Source organism: Azoarcus sp. KH32C (assembly GCF_000349945.1).
GTDB lineage: Bacteria > Pseudomonadota > Gammaproteobacteria > Burkholderiales > Rhodocyclaceae > Aromatoleum.
In genome coordinates, this window is sequence record NC_020516.1 from 1,353,541 (window position 1) to 1,380,463 (window position 26,923).

General features: G+C 65.5%; 19 protein-coding genes and 1 tRNA gene. 10 read left to right on the forward strand and 10 right to left on the reverse strand.

Annotated elements, in window-relative coordinates:
- Positions 1 to 32: 32 nt before the first annotated feature.
- From AZKH_RS06075 to AZKH_RS06095, 5 genes are all read right to left on the reverse strand, one after another.
- A complete protein-coding gene (locus AZKH_RS06075; protein WP_015434869.1) occupies positions 33 to 299 on the reverse strand; it encodes a DUF4212 domain-containing protein in 267 nt (88 codons plus the stop codon).
- A gap of 8 nt (positions 300 to 307) precedes the next feature.
- Positions 308 to 2,359, reverse strand: coding sequence for an elongation factor G (gene fusA / locus AZKH_RS06080; protein WP_015434870.1), 2,052 nt, complete (start codon positions 2,357 to 2,359; stop codon positions 308 to 310).
- Positions 2,360 to 2,450: 91 nt separating this feature from the next.
- Positions 2,451 to 4,019 carry a hypothetical protein gene (locus AZKH_RS06085; RefSeq protein ID WP_051071744.1) on the reverse strand — a complete coding sequence of 523 codons (1,569 nt, stop codon included), beginning with the start codon at positions 4,017 to 4,019 and terminating at the stop codon, positions 2,451 to 2,453.
- A 96-nt stretch (positions 4,020 to 4,115) separates the two neighbouring features.
- The gene (locus tag AZKH_RS06090; RefSeq protein ID WP_015434872.1) at positions 4,116 to 4,847 is read right to left on the reverse strand and encodes an LrgB family protein; all 732 of its coding nucleotides are present in this window, start codon (positions 4,845 to 4,847) and stop codon (positions 4,116 to 4,118) included.
- A complete protein-coding gene (locus tag AZKH_RS06095; protein ID WP_015434873.1) occupies positions 4,844 to 5,203 on the reverse strand; it encodes a CidA/LrgA family protein in 360 nt (119 codons plus the stop codon). The genes AZKH_RS06090 and AZKH_RS06095 overlap by 4 nt, the downstream gene beginning before the upstream one ends.
- Before the next feature lie 305 nt (positions 5,204 to 5,508).
- Between AZKH_RS06095 and AZKH_RS06100 the strand changes: the two genes are divergently transcribed.
- On the forward strand, positions 5,509 to 7,587 hold the full coding sequence (locus AZKH_RS06100; RefSeq protein WP_015434874.1) for a TonB-dependent siderophore receptor: 2,079 nt from the start codon (positions 5,509 to 5,511) through the stop codon (positions 7,585 to 7,587).
- Positions 7,588 to 7,604: 17 nt separating this feature from the next.
- Here AZKH_RS06100 and AZKH_RS06105 read toward each other — a convergent pair whose 3' ends face one another.
- On the reverse strand, positions 7,605 to 8,543 hold the full coding sequence (locus AZKH_RS06105) for a nucleoside recognition domain-containing protein (RefSeq protein ID WP_015434875.1): 939 nt from the start codon (positions 8,541 to 8,543) through the stop codon (positions 7,605 to 7,607).
- A gap of 149 nt (positions 8,544 to 8,692) precedes the next feature.
- Here AZKH_RS06105 and AZKH_RS06110 point away from each other — a divergent pair, with 149 nt between their 5' ends.
- The gene (locus AZKH_RS06110; protein WP_015434876.1) at positions 8,693 to 9,118 is read left to right on the forward strand and encodes a thioesterase family protein; all 426 of its coding nucleotides are present in this window, start codon (positions 8,693 to 8,695) and stop codon (positions 9,116 to 9,118) included.
- A gap of 79 nt (positions 9,119 to 9,197) precedes the next feature.
- Here AZKH_RS06110 and AZKH_RS06115 read toward each other — a convergent pair whose 3' ends face one another.
- Genes AZKH_RS06115 through AZKH_RS06125 form a run of 3 tightly spaced genes read right to left on the reverse strand, consistent with a single transcriptional unit; the run spans position 9,198 to position 12,868 of the window.
- Entirely contained in the window at positions 9,198 to 11,375 is a 2,178-nt protein-coding gene (locus AZKH_RS06115; RefSeq protein WP_015434877.1) for a malate synthase G, read from the reverse strand.
- 12 nt (positions 11,376 to 11,387) lie between these two features.
- Positions 11,388 to 12,164 (reverse strand): sulfite exporter TauE/SafE family protein, encoded by a 777-nt coding sequence (locus AZKH_RS06120; RefSeq protein ID WP_015434878.1) that lies wholly within the window; start codon positions 12,162 to 12,164, stop codon positions 11,388 to 11,390.
- Positions 12,161 to 12,868, reverse strand: a complete 708-nt coding sequence (locus tag AZKH_RS06125) for a haloacid dehalogenase type II (RefSeq protein ID WP_015434879.1) — start codon at positions 12,866 to 12,868, stop codon at positions 12,161 to 12,163. The genes AZKH_RS06120 and AZKH_RS06125 overlap by 4 nt, the downstream gene beginning before the upstream one ends.
- 184 nt (positions 12,869 to 13,052) lie before the next feature.
- Here AZKH_RS06125 and AZKH_RS06130 point away from each other — a divergent pair, with 184 nt between their 5' ends.
- Positions 13,053 to 13,958 carry a LysR family transcriptional regulator gene (locus AZKH_RS06130; protein WP_015434880.1) on the forward strand — a complete coding sequence of 302 codons (906 nt, stop codon included), beginning with the start codon at positions 13,053 to 13,055 and terminating at the stop codon, positions 13,956 to 13,958.
- A gap of 29 nt (positions 13,959 to 13,987) precedes the next feature.
- Here the strand turns inward: AZKH_RS06130 and AZKH_RS06135 are convergent, their stop codons facing one another.
- A complete protein-coding gene (locus tag AZKH_RS06135; protein ID WP_015434881.1) occupies positions 13,988 to 15,598 on the reverse strand; it encodes a bacteriohemerythrin in 1,611 nt (536 codons plus the stop codon).
- A gap of 192 nt (positions 15,599 to 15,790) precedes the next feature.
- Here AZKH_RS06135 and AZKH_RS06140 point away from each other — a divergent pair.
- The 7 genes from AZKH_RS06140 (at position 15,791) to AZKH_RS06170 (ending at position 26,532) form a co-directional block, all read left to right on the forward strand.
- Positions 15,791 to 15,866: transfer RNA gene (locus AZKH_RS06140), tRNA-Thr, on the forward strand.
- A 332-nt stretch (positions 15,867 to 16,198) separates the two neighbouring features.
- A complete protein-coding gene (locus tag AZKH_RS06145) occupies positions 16,199 to 17,635 on the forward strand; it encodes a circularly permuted type 2 ATP-grasp protein (protein WP_015434882.1) in 1,437 nt (478 codons plus the stop codon).
- A gap of 51 nt (positions 17,636 to 17,686) precedes the next feature.
- The gene (locus tag AZKH_RS06150; protein WP_015434883.1) at positions 17,687 to 18,724 is read left to right on the forward strand and encodes an alpha-E domain-containing protein; all 1,038 of its coding nucleotides are present in this window, start codon (positions 17,687 to 17,689) and stop codon (positions 18,722 to 18,724) included.
- Between the two features lie 14 nt (positions 18,725 to 18,738).
- A complete protein-coding gene (locus tag AZKH_RS06155) occupies positions 18,739 to 19,467 on the forward strand; it encodes a proteasome-type protease (RefSeq protein ID WP_015434884.1) in 729 nt (242 codons plus the stop codon).
- 130 nt (positions 19,468 to 19,597) lie between these two features.
- A complete protein-coding gene (locus tag AZKH_RS06160; protein WP_015434885.1) occupies positions 19,598 to 22,963 on the forward strand; it encodes a DUF2126 domain-containing protein in 3,366 nt (1,121 codons plus the stop codon).
- Between the two features lie 18 nt (positions 22,964 to 22,981).
- Positions 22,982 to 25,597, forward strand: coding sequence for a circularly permuted type 2 ATP-grasp protein (locus tag AZKH_RS06165; protein WP_015434886.1), 2,616 nt, complete (start codon positions 22,982 to 22,984; stop codon positions 25,595 to 25,597).
- A 2-nt stretch (positions 25,598 to 25,599) separates the two neighbouring features.
- Positions 25,600 to 26,532 (forward strand): transglutaminase family protein, encoded by a 933-nt coding sequence (locus tag AZKH_RS06170; RefSeq protein ID WP_015434887.1) that lies wholly within the window; start codon positions 25,600 to 25,602, stop codon positions 26,530 to 26,532.
- Positions 26,533 to 26,923: the final 391 nt, after the last annotated feature.

Genomic DNA, 26,923 nt, shown 5'->3' on the forward strand with positions numbered 1-26,923 from the left:
CGCTAAGGCGGTCGCCGTTTTTCTTTAAGCCCTCAGCGTTTCTCGCCGACCTGATACTTGCGATCGAGATAGTTCATGCCGACGACGTAGATCCCGATCAGCACCAGGAAACTGATCAGCGAACCCTGGGCGAAGATGTAGAAGCCGAGCGGGAAGTCCATGAAAGTGTAGCGGTTGAGCTCGTCGGCGTAGTATCCGGCGCCGAAGGTCACCAGACACCACACCGACAGCAGCGAGAACGTCAGGAACAGCGTTCGGTGCCAGTAGGCGCGGTGCCGGGGAGTCAGCGTTGTCGTCATCGGCTGCCTTACTGAGCCGTGCTGCGATTCGCATGCGCCTTCATGAGGCGTTGCTGCACGTCGCCGGGTGCAGACTCATAGCCGGCGGCGGTGAGGGCGAATTCGCTTTCGCCCGCGCAGATCGCCTTCAGGCGCGCCTCGAAGCCTTCCATCTCGGCGAGCGGCACGGTCGCAGTCATCAGCGTCCAGCCGTTTCCGGCGCCTTCGGTGCTTGTCAGGTGACCACGCCGGCCCGCGAATTCGGCGCTGATGTCGCCGAAATGACTGTCCGCGACTTTCACCGCCACGGTGAGCAGCGGTTCGAGGATGACGGGCCGGGCTTCGAGCAAGGCTTGCAGCGTCGCATGGCGACCGGCGGTGACGAAAGAGACCTCGTTCGAATCGACTGCGTGGCTCTTGCCGTCGACGAGCACGACGCGCACGTCCTGCACTGGAAAGCCCGCGAGCGCCCCTTCGGCCAGTGCCTGGCGCACGCCTTTTTCGACCGCCGGCAGAAAGTTGGTCGGAATCGTGCCGCCCTTGACCTCGTTGCCGAGCTCGATGCCCGAGCCGCGCGGCAGTGATTCGACGCGCAGCGCCACTTCGCCGAACTGACCGGCGCCTCCGCTCTGCTTCTTGTGGCGGTAGCGCGATTCGGCCTTCCCGGCGATGGTTTCACGGTAGGGCACGGAGGGGGTGGCGGTGTCGAGCTGGAGATTCCAGCGGCTTCGCAATTGCTCGAGGACGATCTTCAGGTGCAGTTCGCCGAGCCCGCGCACGACGGTTTGGCGGGCCTGCGCGTCGAAGCCGACTTCGATGCAGGGGTCTTCGTCGGTGAGGCGAGTCAGCGCTTCGGCGAGCTTCTGCTCATCGCCGTGCTTCTGCGTGATCAGCGCGAGGCCGAAGACCGGCTGCGGGTAGCGGGACGGTGCGAGATGGTAGGCGTCCTCGTCGTGGGAATCGTGGAGCACGGCGTCCGGGTGGATGTCGTCGACGCGCGCGACGGCGCAGATGTCCCCCGGCACGCCGAGCGGGGTCTCGACCTGATTCTTGCCCTGCAGGCGCAGCAGATGCGAGACCTTGAAGCTCTTGCGGGCGTCGCCGATGTAGAGCTGGGTGTTGGGCGTGATGCTGCCCTGGTGAATGCGGAAGAGGCCCATCTTGCCCCGGTAGGGGTCATTGGCGACTTGGAAGACGTGGGCGATGACGTGGCGCGACGGATCGGGCGCGACCTCGACCGGTTCGGCGGTGCTGCCCTGGCCTCTCAGGAACTTGGGCGGATTGCCTTCAGTGGGGTCGGGCATCAGGCGGCCGAGGATGTCGAGGAGCTCGCGCACGCCCGCGCCGGTGCGGGCCGACACGAAGCAGACCGGGATCAGGTGGCCTTCGCGAAGGGCCTTTTCGAACGGTGCGTGGAGTTGCTCGGGATCGAGCGATTCGCCCTGCTCGAGGTAGCTTGCCATCAGCTCTTCGTCGAGTTCGACGACCTGGTCGACGATGGCGTCGTGGGCGCCCGAGACCGACGAGAACGCGGGGGCTTGCGCGGTGTCCGGCGTGAAAAAGCAGTCGATGACGCGGTCGCCGCCGGCGGCGGGCAGGTTGATCGGCAGGCATTCGCGGCCGAAGGTCGCGCAGAGTTGCTCCATCAGTGCGCCGAGCTCGGCCGGGGAGGCCGCGTCGATCTTCGAGACGACGATCAGGCGACATTTGTCGGCCGCGCCTTCCATCATCCGGCGGGTGCCGCTTTCGATGCCGGCCGCGGCGCTGACGAGCACGGCGGCGGTTTCGACGGCCGGCAGGGCCGTGAGCGCGCGGCCGGCGAGGTCGGGCAGTCCGGGGGTGTCGAGAAGATTGACCCAGTGGCCGGCCCACTCGAGGTGCGCGAGCGAGGTCGCGAGCGAGTGGCCCATGGCCTTTTCCTGAGGATCGAAGTCGGACACAGTGTCGCCCCGTTCGATCGTGCCGGCGGCGCCGATCGCGCCGGATGCGACGAGCAGGGCTTCGAGCAGGGTCGTCTTGCCGCAACCGGCATGGCCGAGCAGGGCAAGGTTGCGGATGTCGTGCACCGAGGTGGGTGTCATGTCGCTTCCTCCCGAGGTTGTTGGGTGGAAGTTTCCACCTGTCCTAGCGACTGCGCAACGGTTTTGCAGCGGTTACCGTTGCGCAGTCGTGTCAGGCACTGCGCAGGCCCAGGATGCGTGTGAGCGCAATCGCTGCCAGCGGCACGGCCAGCGTCAGCACCAGCACGACAAGGAGGAGTTCGCCGAGCTGCGAGTAGTCGGCCGGAACCGTCACCGCGCCGGTCGCGGAGTCGCGCACTTCGCGGCTGATGACGTAGATTTCGTTGAGGTATTTGGTGCCGAGCTGCGCCGCCGACAGCGCGAGGTTCGTGAACGAGGCCATCACCGCGAAGTAGGTCGCCTTCAGGTGCGGGGGCGCGGAGTTCGCGATCCACGCGAGCATCGGCACCATCGAGACCTGGCCCAACGGGGATTCGAGCGCGGTGTTGGCGATCGCGATGAAGCGGGCGTCGACCACGCCGCCGGTCAGCGCGGCCGTCCATTCGTGCAGTCCGTGGTACATCCCGACCAGCGGCAGCGACAGCAGGGTGCCGGTGACGGTGAGGAAGATGACAATCTGTGCGATCGACTTTTCGGCCATGAAGCGCCGGAACAGGAACAGGCCGGCGAGTGTGAGGATGCTGGTGATGAGGTCGAGGCGCGACAGGAAGCCCTGGTCGAAGCCGAGGACGTCGATCATCCACCAGCTCGCGCCCGCCCCCGGGCCCGGCATCGCACGGAAGACGAAGATCACAATGATGGTGCCGAGCAGCGTGCGGCGCGATGCATCGTCCAGCTCGCGCACGAGCCGCAGGATCATGAAGCCGATCACCGCGAAGGAGCAAGCGAAGATCAGCTCCTCCCCGTATTCGAGGCCGGACAGACCGGTCGCGATGGTGAGGGCAACGAAGGCCGCACTGCCGCCGAGGATCGTCCAGTTCGGAGCGGCCTTTTCTTCCGGCTCGTGGACCAGTTTCCGGATCGAATCCGCGTCGTGCCCGAGGCGGGCGAGCCGGTGGGCTTCACGCCGCTTGAGCAGGCCGCCGAGCATGACGCCGCTGACCGACAGCACGGGAATGATCAGCGCGAGCTCGTAGATACGCAGGTAGATCGCGATCTTCTGCGCTTCTGGCAGGCTTTCCGCTCCGGCGAACATGATGACGTTGGCGAGCGAAACGAGCACGGTGCCGCCGATGATCGCGACGCGCCCGAGCATCTGCATCGTCGTGTGCATCAGGCGCACTGTTTCGGCAGGGTAGGGCGCGCCCTGGGCGTCGAGCCGCGGCACCGCCTCGACCGTCATCGCGTCGGCCACCGCGTCTTGCATCACATAGCCGACCGGCGCGAGCAGCGTCGACAGTACGAACCAGGCCTCGGCGGGCATGAAGCGCCGCATGTCGTCCGGATGGCCGATGAGACCGATCATGATCATGAGGCTCGCGGCGATCAGGATCGCGCCGAGATACACGAGGCCTGCCTTGTGCCGCCACAGCAGGTCGACGAGATGGCCGATCGGCATCTTCAGCGCCCACGGGATGCCGGCCCAGAATCCGAGACCCGCGAGGAAGGCGGCCGAGAGCCCGAGGTAGTCCTTGACGAAGAAAGTCCCGACGATGCCGGTCAGGCCGGATACCCCTGCCGCGACGTAGACCATCAGCGGCGGCAGGTAGGAGAGCCGCATTTCGCGGCCGAGTTCGAGGATGTTGCGGTCGAACCAGCGGAGCAGCGATTTGAACAAGTCGGAGTTCCAGTCGAGGTTGTGAAGGAAGGGGGGGGCTCAGCTGAAGAGGCGCCCGAGCCAGGGCAGGATCCACGGCAGCGAGGCGGCGGTCAGCAGGCCGTTGAGGCCCATGGCGAGCGCCGCGAAGGCGCCGCATTGTTCGCTGACCTGGAAGGCGCGTGCGGTGCCGATGCCGTGGGAGGCGATGCCGATCGCGAAGCCGCGTACCGCGTGATCCTCGATGCGTAGCAGGCGGTAGACGTAACGTGCGCCGACCGCGCCGAGGATACCGGTGCTCATGACGAGGACCGCGGTCAATGAAGGCAGCCCGCCGAGGCGTTCGGCGACCGCCATCGCGATCGGCATCGTCACGCTCTTCAGCGCCATCGACATCACCGACTCGTGGCTCGCGCCGAGCAGTGCCGCGATGCCGACGGCGGACAGCGCGGCGGTCAGTGAGCCGACGGCGAGCGTGACGAGCAGGGGCAGCAGCATGCTGCGCAGGCGCTGCCACTGGGCATAGAGCGGAATCGCCAGCGCGACCGTCGCGGGGCCGAGCAGGAAGTGGACGAACTGCGCGCCGTCGAAATAGGTCTGGTAGGGCGTATCGGTGAGCGTGAGCACGACGACGAGGGCGGCGACCGCGAGCATCACCGGATTACACAGCGGATGGTAATTCGCTCGACGGTACAGCCACAGCGCGCCCTGGTAGGCGAGCAGCGTCAGTGTCAGGCCGAGCAGCGGCGTGGTCGACAGATAGACCCAGATTTCTCCCAGTGCCGGCTTCATTGGGAGGCTCCGTCATGGCCGTTACGGTGGGACAGGGCTTTCAGCAGCAGGGCCGATACGGCGATCGACAGCAGAGTGCTGAGCACCAGGGCGACCGTGAGCGGCAGCCACTCGTCGGCGAGACGTCGGAAATGGAGCATCACGCCCGTGCCGGCGGGAATGAAGAGCAAGGACAGATGCTGAAGGATTCCGCTCGCCGTGTTGCGCAGCGGTTCGCTCGGTCCCTGGCGCAGAACCAGTGTGGCAAACAGCAGACCCATGCCGATCACCGGCCCGGGAACGGGCAGGCCCAAGCCGCGGGCAATCACTTCGCCGATGAGCTGGAATACGAGGAGCTGGGTGAGGGCGCCGATCATGGAAACCTCGTTTGACAGTCTGGCAGGAGGGCCCGACATTCTATGCGCAGGCCCGGCCGGCAGGCCACGTGGAGCGCCATGGGCTGTTTGCCCGATCCGGGCGATGTTGCGACGCAGCGTAACGCCTTTCTGGTTCAATACGGTAGGATTTCACGCTTTTCCGGAGAGCCTCCACGACCAGTGGGGGAATTCGCGCAATAATCCCAACGATATATGCCTGTCCGATTGCCGCCTGGCGGCGTCGGGGCTCCGTCTGACGCAGCGGGCCGGGACGCCGGCTCGCCGACCCTGATAGCTTCGCCGCAATGGCCGTTAAGATTCGATCCCTGCTAATTCTTGCCGCGGCTGCCGGCTCCGCCTTCGCGCAGGAGTCGGATTCCCAGGTGGCCCTGTCGCACGACGGCTATTTCGAAGATCTGCCGATCGTGCTGTCGGTGTCGCGTCTCGCCCAGCCGCTGCAGGACGCCCCGGGATCGGTGACGGTGATCGACGCCCAGACGATCCGCACTTCGGGCGCGCGCGACCTTGCCGAACTGTTGCGCATGGTTCCCGGATTCCTCGTCGCGCATTCGTTCAGCGGCGCGCCGATCGCGGTCTATCACGGGATGACCGACGAGAACCCGCGCGGCCTGCAGATCCTGATCGACGGCCGCTCGCAGTACAGTCCGCTGTTCTTCGGTGGCGTCGCGTGGAACCTGATCGACGTCTCGCTCGATGAGATCGCGCGCATCGAGGTGATCCGCGGCTCCAATTCCGCCGCCTACGGTTCGAACGCCTTTCTCGGCGTCGTGAACATCGTCACCTTCAACGCGGCCGAGACGCAGGGCGTCCGGGTGCGCGTCGCGCAGGGCAACGACGGCATCCAGGAGCGCGGTGCGCGCGTCGGAATGCGGGTCGGAGACGCCTCCGTACGCCTTTCCGCCGAAACGCAGCGCGACAACGGCGTGCTCGACTATCACGACGGCCGACGCAACCAGCGCGTCAATCTGCGCGCCGACGTTCCGCTGGGGATGGCCGACGAGTTGCAGATCCTTGCCGGCAACACGCAATTGCGGCTGCAGACCGGTTATGCGGATACCCCGACCAATCCCTTCCGCGAGTTCAGCGCGAGCAAGGACTTCGTCTCGTTCGCCTGGACGCGCAGTGCAGCGGACGGCAGCGGTGTTTCGCTGCGCTATACGCGCACCAACGAGCTCTACGACGATGCGTTCGTCGCGAGATCGGGCGCCTTGACGCTGCCCATCGATTACCACACGAGCTCGGTGCGCGACGAGGCGGAGTTCCAGCACACGCTGTTGCCGACCGACGAAACGCGTCTTGTGTGGGGGGCCGGCGTGCGCTACGACGCAGTGCGGGGGCAGCAGTACTACAACACCCGGGACGCCGTGCGGCAGGACGTGAATCGTCTCTTCGGCAACCTCGAATGGCGTCCGTCCCGCGAGTGGACGACCAACGTCGGCTTGACGTGGGAAGACGACTCGCTGTCGGACACCTCGCTGGCGCCGAGGCTCGCGGTCAACTACCACTTGTCGCCGCGCCAGACCTTGCGCGCAGGCATTTCGCGCGCGCAGCGCATTCCCTCGCTGACGGAGTCGCGTTCGCAGGAGTACTTCGGGGCGTTCGATACGGCACGGCTGAGGCTGCCTTACGGCGTACGGCCGCTCGACATCGGTTTCGACGCCAGCGGCGATCTCGAGAAGGAGGTCGTCGACGTGCAGGAGATCGGTTACCTGGGCGACTTCCACGAGCAGGGGCTGTTCCTCGACGTGCGCGCCTTCCGCGAAAAGGTCAGCGGACGCATCGTGCCGGTCGTGCTGTCGCTGCAGCCGCCGAACTGCGAGGTGCTGGCGCTGCTGACGAGGAAGTGCGGCAATTACACGGACTTCATCAACGGGCAGGATCTGGTGATCCGCGGGATCGAATACCAGGCGCGCTGGCGGCCGCGGCCCAGTACGGAGTTCACGGTAAACCAGGCGTTTACGTCGATCGACTCCGAGGCGAGTGCCGCCCTCTTTGCCAACAGCCGGCGGATGGCGATTGCAGTGGAGCGCCATATGGACAACTCCGCGCCGGAAGCGGCGACGATGCTGCGCTGGGTCGAGCAGCTGCCGTCCGGCGGGGTAGTGTCGCTCACGTATTACCGTTACGGGCGCTTCCAGTGGACGCGGGGTTCGGCCGTCGATGCCTTCCATCGCACCGATCTGCGTCTGGCACAACCGTTCCGGATGGGGGCGACCCGCGGCGAAGTTTCCATCACGGCGCAGGGGCTGGACGGCAAGCACGCCGAGTTCCGCAGCCGCAATGCCGACCGGAACGGCGCTACCGCGGCTGCGCCGCAATACCTCGATCCAAGGGTCTGGCTGGGCTTCGTGCTGGAGCTTTGACCCGCCGGAGCCGGGATTCAGGACAGCAGGACGTGGCCCGCCGCGCGCACCACGATGCCCACGGCGGCACCGAGTGCGGCCGGCTTCCAGACGCCCGCCACGCGTCGCCCCGCCGAGATCAGCACCGCGACGCCAGGGACGTCGAGCGGGTGGATCAGGAAGCCCGCGCTGCGGTTCAGCATGCCGATCGTCGCGCTGCCGTTCTTCAGCATCTCGTCCATTACGCCCATCATCGCGGTGCCGCCGCCGACGTATTTCGTCAGCGTCGGCAGGATCAGGGCCGGATCGATGGCCACGGCGGTCAGCGCGGGCGCGAGAAAATGCGTGAGGAGACCGATGGCGCCGCTCGTGCGCAGGGCCTGCACGGCCACGAGCGCGAGCACTAGCATCGGAATCGCGCCGATGGCGATCTTGAACGCCTCCGCGCCGGCGCGGTTGATTACGTCGAGCACGCCCTTGGCGTCCTCCGCCACGCGGTGATGCAGGGTCTCGTCGACCGGCCCTTCCTGGCTCGATAGCGTGCGGGCGAAGCCGTGGTAGGTCACCGCGGCGGCGATCAGTCCGCCGATGATCGAGAAGGCGAGGGTGGTGCCGAAATCGAGGCCCATCGCGATCATCGGAAAGCTGGTGTTCGCTTGCGCCATCGCCATCACCATCGCGAGGGTCGCCGCGAGATGGCGGTCCGAGGCGCCGCGCGTCTCCATCATCGTCAATGTCGCGACGGGGGCGGCGAAGCTGACGAAGTTGATCTGCAGTGCCGCGAAGACGCCCAGCCCGGTCAGGCCGGCCGGCTTCACGACCGGCGCGACGACGTGGACCAGGCGGTCGAGCACGCCCTTGGCTTCCAGCAGACGCATCAGCGACAGCATGACCACCATCACCGGCAGCAACACGAAAAGCGCCAGTTCGACCGCCGAACGGCCGGCGCGCAGGATGATGTCGGTAAGGATGTCCATGCTGGAGGAATTTGAGAAGGATCGATGTTGCGGCGCGGCGGATGATACCAAGAGGTGGCTCACCTCTCTTAACTGAAGTTGTCCGCCGCTTGCGTTAGGCTCTATCGTTCGGCTTTGTGAATGGCATTCGGGACAAGCGGGAGGCGAGGATGACGATGATCGAAACGGCGCGCGGCACGGTTCATGAGTGGCAGCGGGATCACATGGGCCACATCAACGTGCGTGCCTACATGGAGTTCTTCGAGGAGGCGTGCTGGCAGTTCTACGCGATGCTCGGGCTGACGGCATCGCTGCTGCGCAGCGGCGTCCTGCATCTGGCCGCGGTGCAGCAGAACATCAGCTACCTCAAGGAGTTGTATCCGGGCGACACGATCGTCGTGCGCACCGCTGTGCTCGAGATGCGCGAGAAGGTGTTGCGCTTCCGGCACGAGCTATTCAACACCGAAACCGGGGAGGTCTGCTCGGTCTGCGAATTCACGGTCGTGTGCCTGAATCCCGAGACACGGCGCTCGCAGCCCTTTCCGGCCGAGGTCGCTGCGCGTGCACAGGCCTTCACGCAGACGACGGGCGGCTGAGCGACGATGAAGAAAAACGGCACCGCTTGCGCGGTGCCGTCCTTAGGCTTGCTTACGCGGGTGGAATCCGCGGGTCCGTTCAGCCCTGCGCCTTCTTCACCTGACGCCAGCGGTGCAGCAGCGGTTCGGTATAGCCGCTGGGCTGCTGGCAGCCCTTGAAGATCAGGTCCTTGGCGGCCTGGAAGGCAATGGACTTGTCGAAGTCTGCGGCCATCGGCTGGTACAGCGGGTCGTCCGCGTTCTGCTGGTCGACCACCGCGGCCATCCGCTTCAGGGTCTCCATGACCTGGGCCTCGTTGGTCACGCCGTGGCGCAGCCAGTTGGCGATGTGCTGGCTCGAGATGCGCAGCGTCGCACGGTCTTCCATCAGGCCGATGTTGTTGATGTCCGGCACCTTCGAGCAGCCGACGCCCTGGTCGACCCAGCGCACGACATAGCCGAGGATGCCCTGGGCGTTGTTGTCGAGTTCCTGCTGGATCTCCGTAGCGCTCCAGTCCGCGCTCGCGGCGACCGGCACGGTCAGCAGGTTGTTCATCAGGCCGTCGCGTTCGGCGGCGAGGCTGATCTTCTCCATTTCCTGCTGCACGGCCTTCACGTCGACCTGGTGGTAGTGCAGCGCGTGCAGCACGGCGGCGGTCGGCGAGGGCACCCAGGCGGTCGTCGCGCCGGCCTTCGGATGGCCGATCTTCTGCTTCAGCATCTCGGCCATCAGGTCCGGCATCGCCCACATGCCCTTGCCGATCTGCGCCTTGCCGCGCAGGCCGCAGTCGAGGCCGACCAGCACGTTCAGGCGCTCGTAGGCCTGGATCCAGGCCGAGGTCTTCATGTCGCCCTTGCGGATCATCGGGCCCGCTTCCATCGCGGTGTGCATCTCGTCGCCGGTGCGATCGAGGAAGCCGGTGTTGATGAAGGCGACACGCGATTCGGTGGCCTTGATGCAGGCGGCGAGGTTCACCGAGGTGCGGCGCTCCTCGTCCATGATGCCGACCTTCATCGTGCTGGCGGGCAGGCCCAGCAGTTGCTCGACGCGGCCGAAGAGCTCATTGGTGAAGGCGACTTCGGCCGGGCCGTGCATCTTCGGCTTCACGATGTACATGCTGCCGGTGCGCGAGTTGCCCTTGCACTTCAGGTCGTGCGTCGAGATCAGCGTTGTGATGACCCCGTCCATGATGCCTTCCGGGATCTCGCTGCCGTCGGCGAGCAGGATCGCCGGGTTGGTCATCAAGTGGCCGACGTTGCGGATGAAGAGCAGCGAACGGCCGTGCAGACGCAGCGCCGAGCCGTCCGGCGCGGTGTATTCGCGGTCCGCGTTCAACTTGCGGACCACGGTCTTGCCCCCCTTGTCGAAGGACTCGACGAGGGTGCCGTTGATCAGGCCCAGCCAGTTGCGGTAGGCGATGACCTTGTCTTCGGCGTCGACGGCGGCGACCGAGTCTTCGCAGTCCATGATCGTCGAGATGGCGGCTTCGACGAGGACGTCCTTGATGCCTGCGGCGTCGGTCTTGCCGATCATGTGGCCGCGGTCGATCTGGATCTCGAGGTGCAGGCCGTTGTTACGCAGCAGCACGGCCGAGGGAGCCGCGGCCGCGCCCTGATAGCCGGCGAACTTGGTCGGCTCGGCGAGTGCGGTCTGGCTGCCGTCCTGCAGCGTGACGACGAGTTGGCCGCCGACGACGGAGTACAGTACGGCCTGGCTGTGGTCGCCCTGGGCGAGCGGGGCGGCCTGGTTCAGGACGTCGCGCGCAAAGGCGATGACGCGTGCGCCGCGGACCGGGTTGAAGCTCGCGCCGGCTTCGGCGCCGCCGTCGGAGGGGATCGCGTCGGTGCCGTAGAGGGCATCGTACAGGCTGCCCCAGCGCGCGTTGGCGGCGTTCAGCGCGTAGCGCGCGTTCATGATCGGCACGACGAGTTGCGGGCCGGACTGGTCGCGCAATTCGGAGTCGACGTTGGCGGTCGTGACCTTGAACGGCGCCGGCACGGGCTGCAGGTAGCCGATCGACTCGAGGAAGCTGCGGTAGGCCGCCATGTCCTGGATCGGGCCGGGGTTCGCGCGGTGCCAGGTGTCGAGCTGGGTCTGCAGGCGGTCGCGTTCGGCGAGGAGGGCGCGGTTCTTCGGCGCGAGTTCGTTGGCGAGCTCGCTGAAGCCTTTCCAGAAGGCGCCGGCGTCGATGCCGGTGCCGGGCAGGACTTCGGTCTCGACGAAGCGGTGCAGTTCGGCATCAACCTGCAGCTGGTGGCATTGGATTCTCGTGCTCATGATTCCTCGCTCTTAGTTCAGATAGGTCTTGCAGAAATAATAGGTGGTCAAAACGCTTCCCACACCGATGATGAAGCGCCGCAACCACGTGGCTGGCACCTTGCGGGCGCCGACCGCTCCCCAATAACCGCCGATTGCCGCGGTGACGATCATGACCAGCGTGTGTGGCCAGCTCACCGCGCCGGCGATGACGAAAGTGACGACGGCGACGCTGTAGATGATCGCCGACAGCCAGTTCTTGAGTGCGTTGATGTCGTGGATGTCGCGGTGGCCCTGGATCGCGAGCGCGGCGATCATCACGATGCCCATGCCGGCGCCGAAGAAGCCGCCGTACACCGAGACGATCAGCTGGAACAGCAGTCCGCCGGCGCTGCCGTGCGACGGGCCTTGCCCGGCGCGATCGCGCAGGCGGTTCAACAGCGCCGAGATCCGTCCGCTGCCGGCAAACATCACGGTCGCGATCAGCAGCAGCCAAGGGATCAGCTTCGAGAAGGTGTCGTCTTGCGTCGCGAGGAGCAGCAGTCCGCCGGCGACGCCGCCGACCAGCGCCACCGCCGACAGTGCCGGAAGGCCCTTGCTGAAGCGGCTCAATTCGCGCCGATACGCCCAGGCGCTCGACAGGCTCGCCGGCCACAGCGCGACCGCATTGCTCGCGTTCGCGACCACCGGCGGCACGCCGATCGCGAGCAGCGCGGGAAACGAGAAGAAGGTGCCGCCCCCGGCAACGGAGTTCATCGCGCCGGCCATCGCGGCGGCGATTCCGATGACGAGGATGTCGGTGGGGTTCATCGACGGCCGTCCTGGCGGAAGCGGGCCTGCACGAAGTCGACGACGTCCGTCAGGCGTTGTCCGGTTGCCGTCGGTGTCACGCCGAGCTCTTCGATCGGCTGCTGGGTGCGGTTGATCCAGAAGGTGGTGTAGCCGAACCAGGTCGCGCCGGCGGCATCCCAACCGTTCGAGGAGACGAATAGGATCTCGCGCGCCGGGCAGCCGAAAGCGTCGGGGCCGAGCTGGTAGGCGGCGTCGGCGGTCTTGTACTGGCGCACGGCGTCCACCGACAGCACGTGGGCGAAGAGCCCGCTCATGCCGGCGCTGCGGATCGCGACACCGAGCATTTCCGGCGTACCGTTCGACAGGATCGCCATCGGCACCCCGAGCTCGCGCAGTGCCTTCAGTGCGCCGAGGTTTTCCGGGAAGGGCGACAGGCACGCATACTGGTTCATCAGTTGCCGGCGCTGGGAGTCGGTCATCGCAAGACCGAGCTTCTTCGCCGAGTACACGAGTCCGTCCTCGGTCACTTCGAGGAAGGGCTTGTAGCGCCCCGAGAGGGTGCGCAGGAAACTGTATTCGATCTGCTTGAGCCGCCACAGCGCCGTGAGCGCCTCGCCCTTGCCCGGGAAGAGCTGTTCGGCCAGCGCGCCGACGGAATACACGTCGAACAGCGTGCCGTAGGCGTCGAAGGCGATGGCGCGGATGCGCTCGGGCGATTTCATGGGGCTCCGGGTCCGTGAGGTCGGTCAGTTATTGCCGCCAGCGTGCGCGGATTTCTCGCGGCCCGCTGGCGTCTTTCGTATCGGGTAGCGTCTCCTCCACCCTGAATTTAGAGCGAGTGTATTGATATCTTGTATAAGACTGAATACCTTATTCGGTCAATTGATCTTGTACTAATAGTAAAAAATGGATGCCTTTAAGCAGGTCGAAAGCTTCGTTAGCGTCGCGACCCGAGGTAGTTTGTCGGCGGCGGCGCGGGCGGAAGGGGTCACGCCGGCGGTGATCGGACGTCGTCTGGATGCGCTGGAACATCGGTTGGGGGTCAAGCTGCTGACGCGCACGACACGCAGCATCGCGCTCACCTTCGAGGGCACGGCCTTCCTCGAAGACTGCCAGCGCATCCTCAACGACCTCGCCAACGCCGAGGCCTCGGTGAGTCTCGGTGGCGTCAAGGCGAGCGGTCATGTGCGGGTGTCGGCCCCCGCCGGCTTCGGGCGGCTGCATGTTGCGCCGCTGCTGCGGGACTTCCTGGAAGTGAATCCGGACGTCACCTGTACGCTGGACCTCGCCGACCGTCTCGTCGATCTCGTCAATGAGAACATCGACTGCGCAATCCGCATCGGTGAGTTGGCCGATTCGAGCCTGGTGTCGATCCGGCTCGCGGACAACCGGCGCGTCGTCGTCGCGAGCCCGTCGTATCTGGCGCGCCACGGCTCCCCGCAGACGCCGCAGGATCTCGCCGGCCACAACTGCCTGTCGCTCGGCCAGCAGCGCGGCTGGCTCTTTTGCGACGAGAAGGGGGAGACGATCTCGGTGAAGGTCGGAGGCCGCCTCGAATGCAACGACGGTGCGGTGCTGCACGAATGGGCGCTCGCCGGCGACGGCCTCGCGTGGCGCTCGCTATGGGAGGTCAATGCCGACCTTCGGGCAGGTCGGCTGGTATCGGTGCTCGATGAGTTCGCCGGGCCGACGATGGGGATCTACGCGGTATTCCCCCAGCGCAAGCGCCTCGCGCTGCGCGTGCGTCTGCTGATCGACCATCTCAAGAATCACTACGGGCGGCCCGACTACTGGGCCTCGCCGCCGGGCTGAGTTCTATCCGACGGGGAAGGCATACGCGTTCAGGCGGCCTTGCGCAGGTGGCGCGCGAGCGCCTTGTCCGTCTTCATGATGTGATTGACGAGCCAGTCGCGCAGAAAGCTCAGCAGTTCGGACGAAAGCGCTTCCCCCCTGTCGAACTGGGTCTTGCGGGCCACGACGTCGGCGACGAGTTGCTTGTGTTCCTGCTGGTGACGGAAGAGGTCCGGGTAATTGGCCTGCTTCATCATTGTTTCTTCGAACTCGAAGTGGAACGCCGTGTAGCGGATCAGCTCGTCGAGAACGGCTCCGACGCCGCCACGATCTTCTCCGCGCTGCATCATCTCGTTGAGCCGATTGGCCAGTTCGATGAGTTTGCGATGTTGTGCGTCGATGTCGTTGTGACCGGTCGCCAGCGCGCCGTTCCAGCTCATTACCGGCGCGACGGCGATCCGCGCTCGTCCGCTCGACACCTTGCTGTCGCCCAGATCGGCGAAGAAGTCCAGCCGCTTCAACAGGTTCGTCGAGAACTGTTCAAGGCTGGCCGAAGTCGTCGAGGCCTCGGCGATGATCGCCTCGGCCTTTTCCGCCGCAGCCACCATGTTCGCGACGCCGACCACGATCTCCCGCGCTTGCGTGCTTTCGCTAGCTGTTGCCGCAGCGAGCTGCGTGATCTTTGCGAGCGTCTCCTCCGCGCGTTCCTTGATCCGGCCCAGCATCTCGGCGGCATCCTGCGCTTCGCGTACGCCGCCCTCGAGTTCCGGCGACACCGACTCGAGCTGCTGCACGGCATTGTGCGTGTCGCCCTGGATCGTCGCAATCATGCGGGAAATTTCGGCCGTCGCGCCGGCCGTCCGTTCCGCCAGTTTGCGGACCTCATCGGCAACGACCGCGAAGCCGCGGCCCTGTTCGCCGGCACGAGCGGCTTCGATTGCGGCGTTGAGCGCAAGCAGGTTGGTCTGGTCGGCGATCTCGCGAATGATGTTGGCGATGCTGCCAATCTCGCGGGTGCCGTCGAGCAGCGAGTTCATTTGCGAGGAGGTCACGGTGACAGAGTCGACGATCCGTCGCATCTTGTCGGCCGCCCCGACGACGAGTTGCTGCCCGCTGCGGGACAGTTCCGCGACTTCGCGGGAGTCGGACTCGGTTTCGGAGGCGAGCGCCGAGACCACGCCGATGTTGCGATCGATCTGGTCGATGGCGCTCTCGACCTCCCGGTTCGTGCTCGCCTGCATTTGCAGGGTCAGCGCCATCTCGGTGGTCTGCGCGGAAATCCGGCTGACTTCGCCGGATACGGCCCGGGCGTCTCCGCTGATCCCCGCGACGACGCCGCGCTGCGATTGCATGGCCTCGCGCAGTGAGGCGGAGAGGCTGCCATCGTTTCCGCCGAGCCCGGTGTCGGCGAAACGGCCGTTGCGCATCTGTTGCAGCAAGTGGTTCATCTCGGGCAGATCGTCGCCGATCTGACGCAAGATCATCGAGCGTGCGACGGCCTGAGCTGCTGTGACCACAATGCCCCCGCCCAGCAGCACCATCCACGCCCTTTGAGCGAGTTCCGCGGACCATGCCAGCAACAGCGCCGTCCCAGTGCAGACGACGAGTGTCACCCCGAGGGGGTACAGAAGGGTGAGACTCACGCGCGGATGACGAGTCATGGTGTTCCCTGTTCGGTTGTGCCGGCGATGGATTCAACCACGGTTGTATCGTGGTTTTGCGAGTATATCTTTCGTTATAGAGATGAAGGCGGCTTTCGGTCGGCTTCGACTCGATCGTGTGGAAAAAGTCCGCCGTCTTGGGACGAGGGGCTTGTACAGCCTGGAAAAATTACGCTATAGTTTCGCTTCTTTGCTGGTGTAGCTCAGTCGGTAGAGCAACTGATTCGTAATCAGTAGGTCGGGGGTTCGATTCCTCTCACCAGCACCAGGTTCACGCAAAAGGCCACCTCCGGGTGGCCTTTTGCATTTCTGCTTTTACCGGCGCTCCGCTACCATGCTTCTGATAGATGGTACTGGTCCGCGGTCGGGCTGGATGTCTCGCGCGTCCGGCGGGTGTATCCGGCTTCGTGGGCCATGGCGGTGCGTTACGTTTCCAGAATTCGGAAAGGCGCACTTCATCGGTGCCTCATAAGCACCTTTCGAGTGCGCTGTCATGTCCGGGTGTGGCCGGTTTCCTACAAAATGTCTGTTTTTGAACAGTAATTTTGCATGGCACGGTCTTCGCTGATGTCCGATCAATTGTCTTGGGATCGATCTATCATGGCGCCGGTTTTCTACGATGAAATGCACAGCGGACCCGCCGAAACGCGCCCGCACTACGTACCGTTCGAAACCTGGGCAAAGGCGCTGCCGCCGGAAGTGATGGCGCGCAAGCGTGCGGAAGCCGATCTCGCCTTCCGTCGTCTCGGCATCACTTTCGCCGTCTATGGCGAGGAGGCGGGGACGGAGCGGCTCATTCCCTTCGACACCATCCCGCGGATCATCCCCAACGCGGAGTGGAAGACGCTGCGGGCCGGCCTGAAGCAGCGGGTGCGTGCGCTCAACATGTTCCTGGACGACATCTACAACGACCAGAACATCCTTCGCGCAGGGCGTATTCCCGCCGACGAAGTGCTCCGCAACGCGCAGTTCCGTCCGGAGATGAAGGGCTTCAAGGTCCCGAACGGCATCTACGCGCACATCGCGGGTGTCGACGTCGTGCGCGCCGGGGCAGGGGAGTTCTACGTCCTGGAGGACAACCTGCGCGTGCCGTCGGGCGTGTCCTACATGCTTGAAGACCGCAAGATGATGATGCGGCTCTTCCCCGAGCTCTTCGCGCAGCAGAAGATCGCGCCGGTCGAGCACTATCCCGACCTGCTGCTCGAGACCTTGCGCGCCGTGGCGCCGACGGGCGTCGATGACCCGACCGTGGTCGTGATGACGCCGGGGGCCTTCAATTCGGCGTATTTCGAGCACTCCTTCCTCGCCCAGCAGATGGGCGTGGAGCTCGTCGAAGGGCGCGACCTCTTCATCGAGAACGAATCGGTCTATATGCGCACGACGCGGGGTCCGAAGCGCGTCGACGTGATCTACCGGCGCATCGATGACGACTTCCTCGATCCGCTCGCCTTCCGCGCAGACTCGATGCTCGGTGTGCCGGGGCTGCTGAAGGCCTACCACTCGGGCCGGGTGACGCTGTGCAACGCGATCGGCACCGGCGTCGCGGATGACAAGTCGATCTACCCCTACGTCGGCGAGATGGTGCGCTTTTATCTTGGCGAGGAGCCGATCCTCAACAACGTGCCGACCTATCGCTGCCGCGAAAAGGACGATCTGCGCTACGTGCTGGATCACCTTCCCGACCTGGTGGTGAAGGAGGTGCACGGCGCCGGCGGCTACGGGATGCTGGTCGGGCCGGCGGCGACGAAGGCGGAGATCGAGCAGTTCCGTAAGGTGCTGGTCGCGCATCCGGAGAAATACATCGCCCAGCCGACGCTCGCGCTGTCGACTTGTCCGACTTACGTCGAGAGCGGCATCGCGCCGCGGCACATCGACCTGCGGCCCTTCGTGCTGTCCGGCAAAGAGATTTCGCTCGTGCCGGGTGGATTGACGCGGGTCGCGCTGCGCGAGGGCTCACTGGTGGTCAATTCCTCACAGGGGGGAGGGACGAAGGACACGTGGGTGCTGGAGAACGGCCATGCCGAACCGCAGCGCTGACATGTCGCCGCTTTCCGCCATCCCGACGACCGCCGCCCTGGAGCCCGCAAAATGCTGAGCCGTACCGCCGATCACCTCTTCTGGATGGCCCGTTATTCCGAGCGCGCAGAGAACCTCGCGCGGCTGCTGGACGTCACCTATCAGATGTCGCTCGTGCCGCACGACGAGGAGAGCGAGCGCAGCAGCTGGAACGCGATCATCGTGCTGAACAGCCTGGAAGATGCCTACGCCAAGCGGCACCAGGAGATCACGGCCGCGAAGGTGCTGCATTTCATGGTGCGCGATGAAACGCATTCTTCGTCGATCTACAGCTGCCTGCGCGCCGCGCGCGAGAATGCGCACGCCGTACGTGGCACTCTGACTGCGGAGATGTGGGAGACGATCAACGAGACCTGGCTGCACCTTCGGACGCTGAGTTTCGAATCGATCTACGAGGCGGGCGTGGCCGCTTTCTTCGACTGGGTCAAGCAGCGGGCGTCGCTGCTGCGCGGGGCGATGTTCGGCACGATGCTGCGCGATGAGGCCTTCCATTTCATCCGGCTCGGTGCCTTGCTCGAGCGCGCCGATAATACGGCGCGGATCCTCGACGTGAAGTACCACATCCTGTCGGCGCCCGTGCAAAGGCAGCCCCAGGTCCAGGTCCAGACGCAAAGCCAAAGCCAAGGCAAGACCCAAAGCCAAAGTCAAAGTCAAAGTCAAAGTCAAAGTCAAAGCGACGACCTGGTGGCCGCGAGCGACTACTACCACTGGGGCGCGCTGCTGCGTTCGGTATCGGCCTTCGAGGTATACCGCAAGGTCTATCGCGACGTGATCACCCCCGAACGTGTCGCGGAACTGCTGATCCTGCGTGAGGACCTGCCGCGTTCGCTGCACTCATGTGTGGAGGGCGTGGTGTCGGTGCTGGACCATGTGCGCAACAGCCGTTCGGACGAAACGGTCCGCCGTGCCGGGCAGCTGTATGCGTCGCTGCGCTATGGCCGCATGGAGGACATCTACGCGAAGGGTCTGCACGCTTGGCTCGATGACTTCATCGGGTGCATCGGCGACCTCGGCGGCCGCATCAGCGAGGACTTTCTCGTCGGCGCCTGACAGGAGCGTTCATCATGACTTACTGTGTTGGGATGTGTCTGCAGGCGGGACTCGTGTTTCTGTCCGATTCGCGCACGAATGCCGGGGTCGATCACATCAACACCTTCCGCAAGATGCGCACCTGGCAGCGGCCGGGCGAGCGCGTGATCGTGATGCTCACGTCCGGCAACCTGTCGATCAGCCAATCGGTGGGCAACATCCTCACCGAGCGGTTGGCGCTGGCCGATTCGACCAATCTCTTCAAGGCGCCGAACATGTTCGAGGTGGCGCGCCATGTGGGAGAGGTGGTGCGCGAGGTGCATCGGCGCGACGCCGAGGCCTTGAGCGAGTTCGGCGTCGAGTTCAACGCGTCGATGGTCGTGGGCGGACAAATCCTCGGCGAGCCGCCGCGCCTGTTCAACGTCTATGCGGCAGGCAATTTCATCGAGTCCACCGAGGACACGCCCTACATCCAGATCGGCGAGTCCAAGTACGGCAAGCCCATCATCGATCGCGTCGTCAAGTACGGGACGTCGCTGTCCGACGCGGCCAAGTGCGCGCTGGTGTCGATGGACTCGACGATCCGGTCGAACCTGTCGGTGGGGCTGCCGCTGGACCTGTGCGTCGTCGAGCGCGATGCGCTGGCGATCAAGTCGCATGTCTCGATCACCTTCGAGAACGCCTATTACCAGCAGATTCGCAGCCAGTGGGGCGAGCGATTGCGCGAGGCGTTTGCCGAATTGCCGAATCCGGACTGGTTGTAACCGACATGCAGGCGGGCATCGCCGGTAGCGGTGCCCGTCGGACGACGAGTCGTACGAGCGCGCGGCAGCGCGCGCTGCGGCCGTTTGCGACCGCCGATCCCCAACAAATGCGAATAACGGAGAAACAGTCGTGTCGATCCACGTTGCCCTGAACCACGTCACCCATTACCGCTACGACCGTCCGATCAACGTCGGGCCGCAGGTCGTGCGTCTGCGCCCGTGCCCGCACAGCCGCACGCGCATCCTGTCCTACTCGTTGAAAGTGTTGCCGGAGAAGCATTTCATCAACTGGCAACAGGATCCCCAGGGCAACTATCTCGCGCGCCTGGTGTTTCCAGACAAGACGCGCGAGTTCCGCGTCGAGGTCGATCTCGTCGCCGAAATGGCGGTGCACAACCCCTTCGATTTCTTTCTGGAGCCCGAGGCCGAGCACTATCCGTTTTCATACAGCGACGAACTGCGCGTCGAACTCGCGCCCTACCTGCATAAGCAGCCGGTCGGCGAGGCGCTCGGCGAGCGCTTCGCGGCCTATCTCGGCACGATTTCGCGCGAGAAGCAGCGCATCGTGCCTTTCCTCGTCGCACTCAACGCGCAGCTGCAAAAGGACATCGACTACCTGATCCGCCTCGAACCCGGCGTGCAGACCCCGGAGGAGACGCTTGCCAATGGCAGCGGCTCGTGCCGCGACTCGGCCTGGCTGCTGGTGCAACTGCTGCGCTACCTCGGGCTCGCGGCGCGTTTCGTGTCCGGCTACCTGATCCAGCTCACGGCCGACGTCAAATCGCTCGACGGGCCCTCGGGGCCGGAAGCCGACTTCACCGATCTGCACGCGTGGTGCGAGGTCTATCTGCCCGGTGCCGGCTGGGTGGGCCTGGATCCGACTTCGGGCCTCTTTGCCGGCGAGGGCCATATTCCGCTCGCCTGCAGTCCTGAACCGTCGTCCGCGGCACCGATCAGCGGAATGATCGACGACTGCGAATGTGAATTCGCCCACACGATGAAGGTCGAGCGCATCTGGGAAGCGCCGCGCGTCACCAAGCCCTATGGCGAGGAAGTCTGGGCGCGCATCGAGGCCCTTGGCCACGCGATCGACCGTCAACTCGAAGCCGCCGACGTGCGCCTGACGATGGGGGGCGAGCCGACTTTCGTGTCCGTCGACGACCCGGACGGCGAGGAGTGGAACACGGCCGCGCTCGGGCCGACCAAGCGCTTGCTCGCAGCCGATCTCTACCATCGCCTGCGCGAAAAATACGGCGCGCAGGGACTGATGCACTTCGGCCAGGGCAAGTGGTATCCCGGCGAGCAGTTGCCGCGCTGGTCGCTCAACGCCTACTGGCGGCGCGACGGCGAGCCGATCTGGAGCAATCCCGAACTCTATGCGGACGAGGGCAAATCGTCAGGCGCGGACGCCGCCATCGCGAACCGCTTCCTGCGCGGCGTCGCCGAACGGCTCGCCGTCGACCCGAAATACATCTTCGACGCCTTCGAGGACACCTTCTACTACCTGTGGCGCGAGCGTCGCCTGCCGGTCAATGTCGATCCCTTCGATTCGCGTCTCGACGACCCGCTCGAACGCGAACGCCTGCGCCGCGTCTTCGAGCATGGTCTGCCGAACGCCGTCGGATCGGTGCTGCCGATCGGACGCAGTCCCTGGGGCGCATGGACGACGGGGCCGTGGTTCCTGCGCGATGACCGCTGCTACCTGATCCCGGGCGATTCGCCGATCGGCTATCGCCTGCCGCTCGACGCCCAGCCGTGGGCCAGCAAGGCGGACTATCCGTACATTCATACGCCCGACCCCACGCAGCCGGTGGCTCCGCTCGCAAGCTACGCCGCGCTGCGCCAGCAGAGCCGGTCCGCGCGGCCGCCCCAGGCGACGCAGGGCCCATTGCGGAGCGGGGCAGGGCGAGCGGGCCCCGATGGCGCAGCAGCGGATCGCATCCCCGGCGCAAAGGAGTCGGCCGCCTGGATCACGCGCACGGCGATGTGCGCGCAGCCGCGCGACGGCAACCTCTATGTCTTCATGCCGCCGACCGAGTCGCTCGACGACTACCTCGCGATCGTCGCGGCCGTCGAAGCCACCGCCGAGGCGCTCGGCCAGCCCATCATCATGGAAGGCTACGAGCCGCCGTCCGATCCGCGTCTCGCCCATTTCCGCATCACTCCGGATCCGGGCGTGATCGAGGTGAATATCCACCCCGCGAACAACTGGGACGAACTCGTCGACCGCACCACGCACCTCTACGAAGCGGCTCGGCAATCGCGTCTATCGACCGAGAAATTCATGCTCGACGGTCGCCACACCGGCACCGGCGGCGGAAACCACTTCGTCCTCGGCGGCGCGACCACGAACGACTCGCCCTTCTTGCGCCGTCCCGATTTGCTGCGCAGCCTCGTCAGCTACTGGCACAACCATCCTTCGCTGTCCTACCTTTTTTCCGGGCTCTTCATCGGTCCGACCTCGCAGGCGCCGCGCATCGACGAGGCGCGCAACGATTCGATCTACGAGATCGAGATCGCCTTCCGCGAGATGGAGCGTCGGATCGGCAGCGACGGTAATTGCCCGCCCTGGCTCGTCGATCGGCTGATGCGTAACCTGCTGATCGACGTCACCGGCAACACCCATCGCGCCGAATTCTGCATCGACAAGCTCTATTCGCCCGACGGTCCGACCGGCCGCCATGGGCTGCTCGAGCTGCGCGCCTTCGAGATGCCGCCGCACGCCCGGATGTCGCTCACGCAGCAGTTGCTGCTACGTGGCCTCGTCGCGCGCTTCTGGCAACAGCCCTACCAGCCCGAACGCCTCGTACGCTGGGGCACCGAACTGCACGACCGCTTCATGCTGCCGCACTTCGTCCGGCAGGACTTCGAGGACGTGATCGCTGAGATGAACGATTTCGGCCTGCCGGTCCAGGCCGATTGGTTCGCCCCGCATTTCGAATTCCGCTTCCCGAAGATCGGCGACTTCGCCGTGCGCGGCATCGACGTCGAACTGCGCCACGCGCTCGAACCCTGGCACGTGATGGGCGAGGAGGGCGCGCCGGGCGGAACGGTGCGCTTCGTCGATTCGTCGGTGGAGCGCCTGCAGGTCAAGGTGAACGGCATGCCGCCAGACCGCTATGTGCTCGCCGTGAATGGCCAGGCGCTGCCGCTGCAGCGCACCGGTACGGTCGGCGAAGCCGTGGCCGGCGTCCGCTACCGCGCCTGGCAGCCCGCCTCCTGCCTGCATCCGACAATCGGCGTCGATGCGCCGCTCACCTTCGACCTCGTCGACACCTGGATGAAGCGCTCGATGGGCGGTGCGCAATACCACGTCGCCCACCCTGGCGGGCGCAACTACGACACCTTCCCGGTCAATGCCTTCGAGGCCGAGTCGCGTCGTCTCGCACGCTTCTTCCGCTTCGGTCACACGCCCGGCGGAGGTCTGTCACGGATCGAAGCGGCGGAGCGCAACGCGACCTTCCCATTCACGCTAGACTTGCGAGCATCACGATAGGTTGGCGCACGAGACCTGATGCCGCAATCCTTGCTCTCGCTCTATGCCCGTCCGACGGTCCGGTACGACGAACTCCTGTCGGCGGGCGACAAGCTGCGGCCACACTGGCAGCCGCTGCTCGATGCCCTCGGTGCGTCGACCCCGGAGCAGATGCGTGCGCGCCAGCAATTCATCGCCGAGCGCATCCGCGAGAACGGTACGACCTACAACGTCTACGCCGATCCGCAAGGGACCGACCGGCCGTGGACGGTGGACCCGCTGCCGTTCATCCTGCCGATCGAGGAATGGGCGCAAGTCGAGGCGGCCGTCGCGCAACGTGCACACCTCCTCGACCGCGTGCTGGCGGATCTCTATGGTCCGCAGAACCTCATCCGCACCGGGGCGCTTCCTGCAGCGCTGGTGTATGGTCACAACGGCTTCCTGTGGCCCTGCCTGGGAACGTTCCCGCCGTCCGGCCATTTCCTGCACGTCTACGCCGCCGATCTCGCCCGCTCGCCGGACGGCCGCTGGTGGGTGATCGCCGACCGCACGCAGGGACCGTCGGGCGCGGGCTACGCGCTGGAAAACCGCCTGATCGTGTCGCGCCTTTTTCCGGACCAGTTTCGCGACCAGCGTGTCCTCCACCTCGCGGATTTCTTCCGCCACATGCAGGACAGCCTTGCCCGCTGGGCGCCGGTCGATGCCGGCGAAACCCCGTTTATCGTCCTTCTCAGCCCGGGCCCCTACAACGAGACCTACTTCGAGCAATCCTACCTCGCGCGCTATCTCGGCTTCCCGCTCGTCGAGGGGCAGGATCTCACCGTGCGGGGCAACACCGTCTACGTGAAGACGCTCGCGGGTTTGCGCCGCGTGCACGTCATCCTCCGGCGCCTCGACGACGATTACGCCGATCCGCTCGAATTGCGCGGCGAATCCTCGCTCGGCGTTCCCGGCCTGGTCCAGGCTGCTCGTAGCGGGCGCGTGTTGCTCGCGAACGCGCTGGGCAGCGGCGTGCTCGAATCCGCGGGCCTGCTCGCTTTTCTGCCGAAGCTCGCCGAGCACCTGCTGGGCGAACCGCTTGCGATGCCGGCCGTCGCGACCTGGTGGTGCGGCGAATCACCGGCCCTCGATTACGTCATCGAACACCTCGAATCCCTTGTCATCAAGCCGGCCTATCCTTCGCAACGCATGGAGCCGGTGTTCGGCCGCGACCTCTCGGCAGCCGAACGCGATCACTGGGCCGAACGCCTGCGGCAGCGGCCGCATGCCTACGTCGGCCAGGAGATCGTCCAACTGTCGCAGGCGCCCGTACTGTCCGGGGCCTCCCCGTCGCTGGATCGCCGCCTGCTGGCGCGTGCGATCGGCGTGCGCGTTTATGCCGTCGCGACGCCCGAAGGCTGGCGCGTGATGCCTGGCGGCCTGACCCGGGTCGCCGGCAGCGGCAAGGTCGATATCCTGTCGATGCAGCGCGGCGGCTCGTCCAAGGATACCTGGGTACTTTCCGACAAACCCGTCAGCCAGTTCTCGCTCCTCAAGGGAGTGCTCGGCGCGCGCGACATCGTGCGCGCCGGTCCGCAGATCGCCAGCCGCGCCGTCGAGAATCTCTTCTGGCTCGGCCGCTACGCCGAGCGCGTCGAAAACAGCGCCCGGCTGCTGCGCTTCGCCTGCGAACGGCTCAATCTGGAGGGCGAATCGTCCTTGAAGCAAAAGGGCCTGGCTGCGGAACCGTCGCTTCTCGGCACCGACGAGCCGGGTCAACTCGCTGCCGCGATCCGCTATTGCGAACTCTTCTGGCTGCTGCCCCCGGCGAAAGGACGCTCGGTCCTGCGCCGACTCATCGAGGGCGTGCACGACGAGCGCAATCCGGGCAGCCTCGCGAGCACCTTGCGTCGCACGCTATGGGCCGCGACGCAGGTTCGCGACCGCCTGTCGCTCGACCACTGGCACTCGCTGAACCGCATGCACGACATCCTGCGACGCCGCCAGGCCGACGCCAACGGCACCGATCCGCTCGCCGACGTGTCGATGGCGAGCCTGCCTTCGACGCTCGACCGCCTGCTGCTCGCCTGCGTGTCGCTGTCCGGCTTCGCGATGGACGACATGATGCGCGATGCGGGCTGGCGCTTCCTCGTACTCGGGCGCCGCATCGAGCGCCTGCAAAGCCGCTGCCAGACCGTTGCACATTTCCTCGACGGCTGCAGCGGCCAACCCTCGGGCATCGAGGCCCTGTTGCAGCTTGCTGACTGCGCCGAGACCTACCGCCAGCGCTACCTCCGCACGCCCGACATCCTCCCCACGCTCGACCTCGTCGTCTTCGACGCCGACAATCCGCATTCGGTGATCTTCCAGGTCGACATGCTCCTGCGCTACCTCGAGTCCCTGTTGGGGGAGTTCCTGCGCGTCTCGGACGCCGATTACGGCCTGTCCGATTTCCGGGACATCTCCAACACACTGCGAGCCTTTCCGCTGGAGGACCTCGAACTGGGCCGCAAGGACTGTCATCCAAGCGAGCAGGCCTGCGCCAATTGCGGCGGCTGCACCGAGCTCGCGGCGCAACTGCGACTGCTGTATGCCGCGGCCGGCGCATTGTCGAACCGCATCGCCGAACGCTTCTTCGCCCACGTCGCGCCCACGTCGCGCGTGCTGTCGACCTGACCATGCGGTATCACGTCCTCCACGCCACCACCTACGATTACACAATGCCGGTCCAGCTGGCCCGGCATCTGCTGCACCTGACGCCGCGAGAGTGCTCGTGGCAGCGGCTGGAATCGCACTCGTTGCAGATCGACCCTCGGCCGACGTCGCGCCTCGAGCTGAGTGACGCCTTCGGCAATCCCGTCACCTGCATCGAACTAGCAGTGCCCCATGATCATCTGCACGTCGAAAGCGAAATGTCGCTCGACGTCGCACCCCGGCCCTGGCATGGAAAGCTCGACGACACCGACAGCTGGGAAGCCGTCCGCGAGCGCCTCTGTTATCACGCGCGTTCCCTTTCGGACGACCTCATCGAAGCCGAGCGGATGCGCTTCGAATCGCCCGGCGTTCGCGTCAAGCGAGAACTGGAGGAATATGCCGCTCCCTCCTTCACAGCGGAACGGCCCCTGGTCGACGCGGTGCTGGACCTGATGACCCGGATCCACACCGAATTCCACTACGACCCCGAGGCCACCGATGTCGACACGAGCGTGCTCGAGGTCCTCGAACGCAAACGCGGCGTCTGCCAGGACTTCGCTCACCTGATGGTCGGCTGTCTGCGTTCGCTGGGGCTCGCCGCGCGTTACGTGTCCGGCTACCTGCGGACCGATCCGCCGCCCGGCGAACCCCGCATGGTCGGCGCCGACGCCTCCCACGCCTGGGCCGCGGTCTTCGTCCCGAACCACGGCTGGGTCGAATTCGACCCCACCAACAACTGCCTCGCCGACGAACGCCACCTCGTCATCGGCTGGGGACGGGACTTCGTCGACGTCTCGCCGATTCGGGGTGTGATTCAGGGCGGGGGGGAGCACACGCTGGAGGTGGGGGTTACCGTGACACCTGTCGATAAGGAGGAGGGTGGCGCGGTAGTTCGACCGCCGGCGGCAGTTAGCTAAACGCTGAATGCGTTCTCGTTCTGAGCAGGATCGATGGGAAATCGCCCTCAGTCGGTGTAGCTTCCACGAAAGGGGGAGAGCCCGCCTGTCACCGGCTCACAGGTCTTTTTTATTCTCGCACGTGTTCATGTCGTCCTCGTCGCACGGCACGGCACCGTTTATTCGGTACCAGTGTTGGAGGGCTTCACTTGCGCACGCGAAGTCTGCCGACGTGCTCCTTCCTCCGCCAGAAACGCGGATCCCAACGGAGTCCGTCGGTGTCTCCGTTTCTTCATAAGATGAGTAGACGGAATACTGGTAGCGGCCGTTGGAGAAAGACAGCGCAAACCGGTCTGTACCCGGTCTGAAATAGTGGTAGTAGGAAAATTTCTGCGGCGATTTTTTTCGGGTT

Coding starts and splice junctions, on each gene's coding strand:
- AZKH_RS06075 (WP_015434869.1), bottom strand. CDS start 299: ATGACGACAACGCTGACTCCCCGGCACCGCGCCTACTGGCACCGAACG.
- fusA (WP_015434870.1), bottom strand. CDS start 2,359: ATGACACCCACCTCGGTGCACGACATCCGCAACCTTGCCCTGCTCGGC.
- AZKH_RS06085 (WP_051071744.1), bottom strand. CDS start 4,019: ATGCGGCTCTCCTACCTGCCGCCGCTGATGGTCTACGTCGCGGCAGGG.
- AZKH_RS06090 (WP_015434872.1), bottom strand. CDS start 4,847: ATGAAGCCGGCACTGGGAGAAATCTGGGTCTATCTGTCGACCACGCCG.
- AZKH_RS06095 (WP_015434873.1), bottom strand. CDS start 5,203: ATGATCGGCGCCCTCACCCAGCTCCTCGTATTCCAGCTCATCGGCGAA.
- AZKH_RS06100 (WP_015434874.1), top strand. CDS start 5,509: ATGGCCGTTAAGATTCGATCCCTGCTAATTCTTGCCGCGGCTGCCGGC.
- AZKH_RS06105 (WP_015434875.1), bottom strand. CDS start 8,543: ATGGACATCCTTACCGACATCATCCTGCGCGCCGGCCGTTCGGCGGTC.
- AZKH_RS06110 (WP_015434876.1), top strand. CDS start 8,693: ATGACGATGATCGAAACGGCGCGCGGCACGGTTCATGAGTGGCAGCGG.
- AZKH_RS06115 (WP_015434877.1), bottom strand. CDS start 11,375: ATGAGCACGAGAATCCAATGCCACCAGCTGCAGGTTGATGCCGAACTG.
- AZKH_RS06120 (WP_015434878.1), bottom strand. CDS start 12,164: ATGAACCCCACCGACATCCTCGTCATCGGAATCGCCGCCGCGATGGCC.
- AZKH_RS06125 (WP_015434879.1), bottom strand. CDS start 12,868: ATGAAATCGCCCGAGCGCATCCGCGCCATCGCCTTCGACGCCTACGGC.
- AZKH_RS06130 (WP_015434880.1), top strand. CDS start 13,053: ATGGATGCCTTTAAGCAGGTCGAAAGCTTCGTTAGCGTCGCGACCCGA.
- AZKH_RS06135 (WP_015434881.1), bottom strand. CDS start 15,598: ATGACTCGTCATCCGCGCGTGAGTCTCACCCTTCTGTACCCCCTCGGG.
- AZKH_RS06145 (WP_015434882.1), top strand. CDS start 16,199: ATGGCGCCGGTTTTCTACGATGAAATGCACAGCGGACCCGCCGAAACG.
- AZKH_RS06150 (WP_015434883.1), top strand. CDS start 17,687: ATGCTGAGCCGTACCGCCGATCACCTCTTCTGGATGGCCCGTTATTCC.
- AZKH_RS06155 (WP_015434884.1), top strand. CDS start 18,739: ATGACTTACTGTGTTGGGATGTGTCTGCAGGCGGGACTCGTGTTTCTG.
- AZKH_RS06165 (WP_015434886.1), top strand. CDS start 22,982: ATGCCGCAATCCTTGCTCTCGCTCTATGCCCGTCCGACGGTCCGGTAC.
- AZKH_RS06170 (WP_015434887.1), top strand. CDS start 25,600: ATGCGGTATCACGTCCTCCACGCCACCACCTACGATTACACAATGCCG.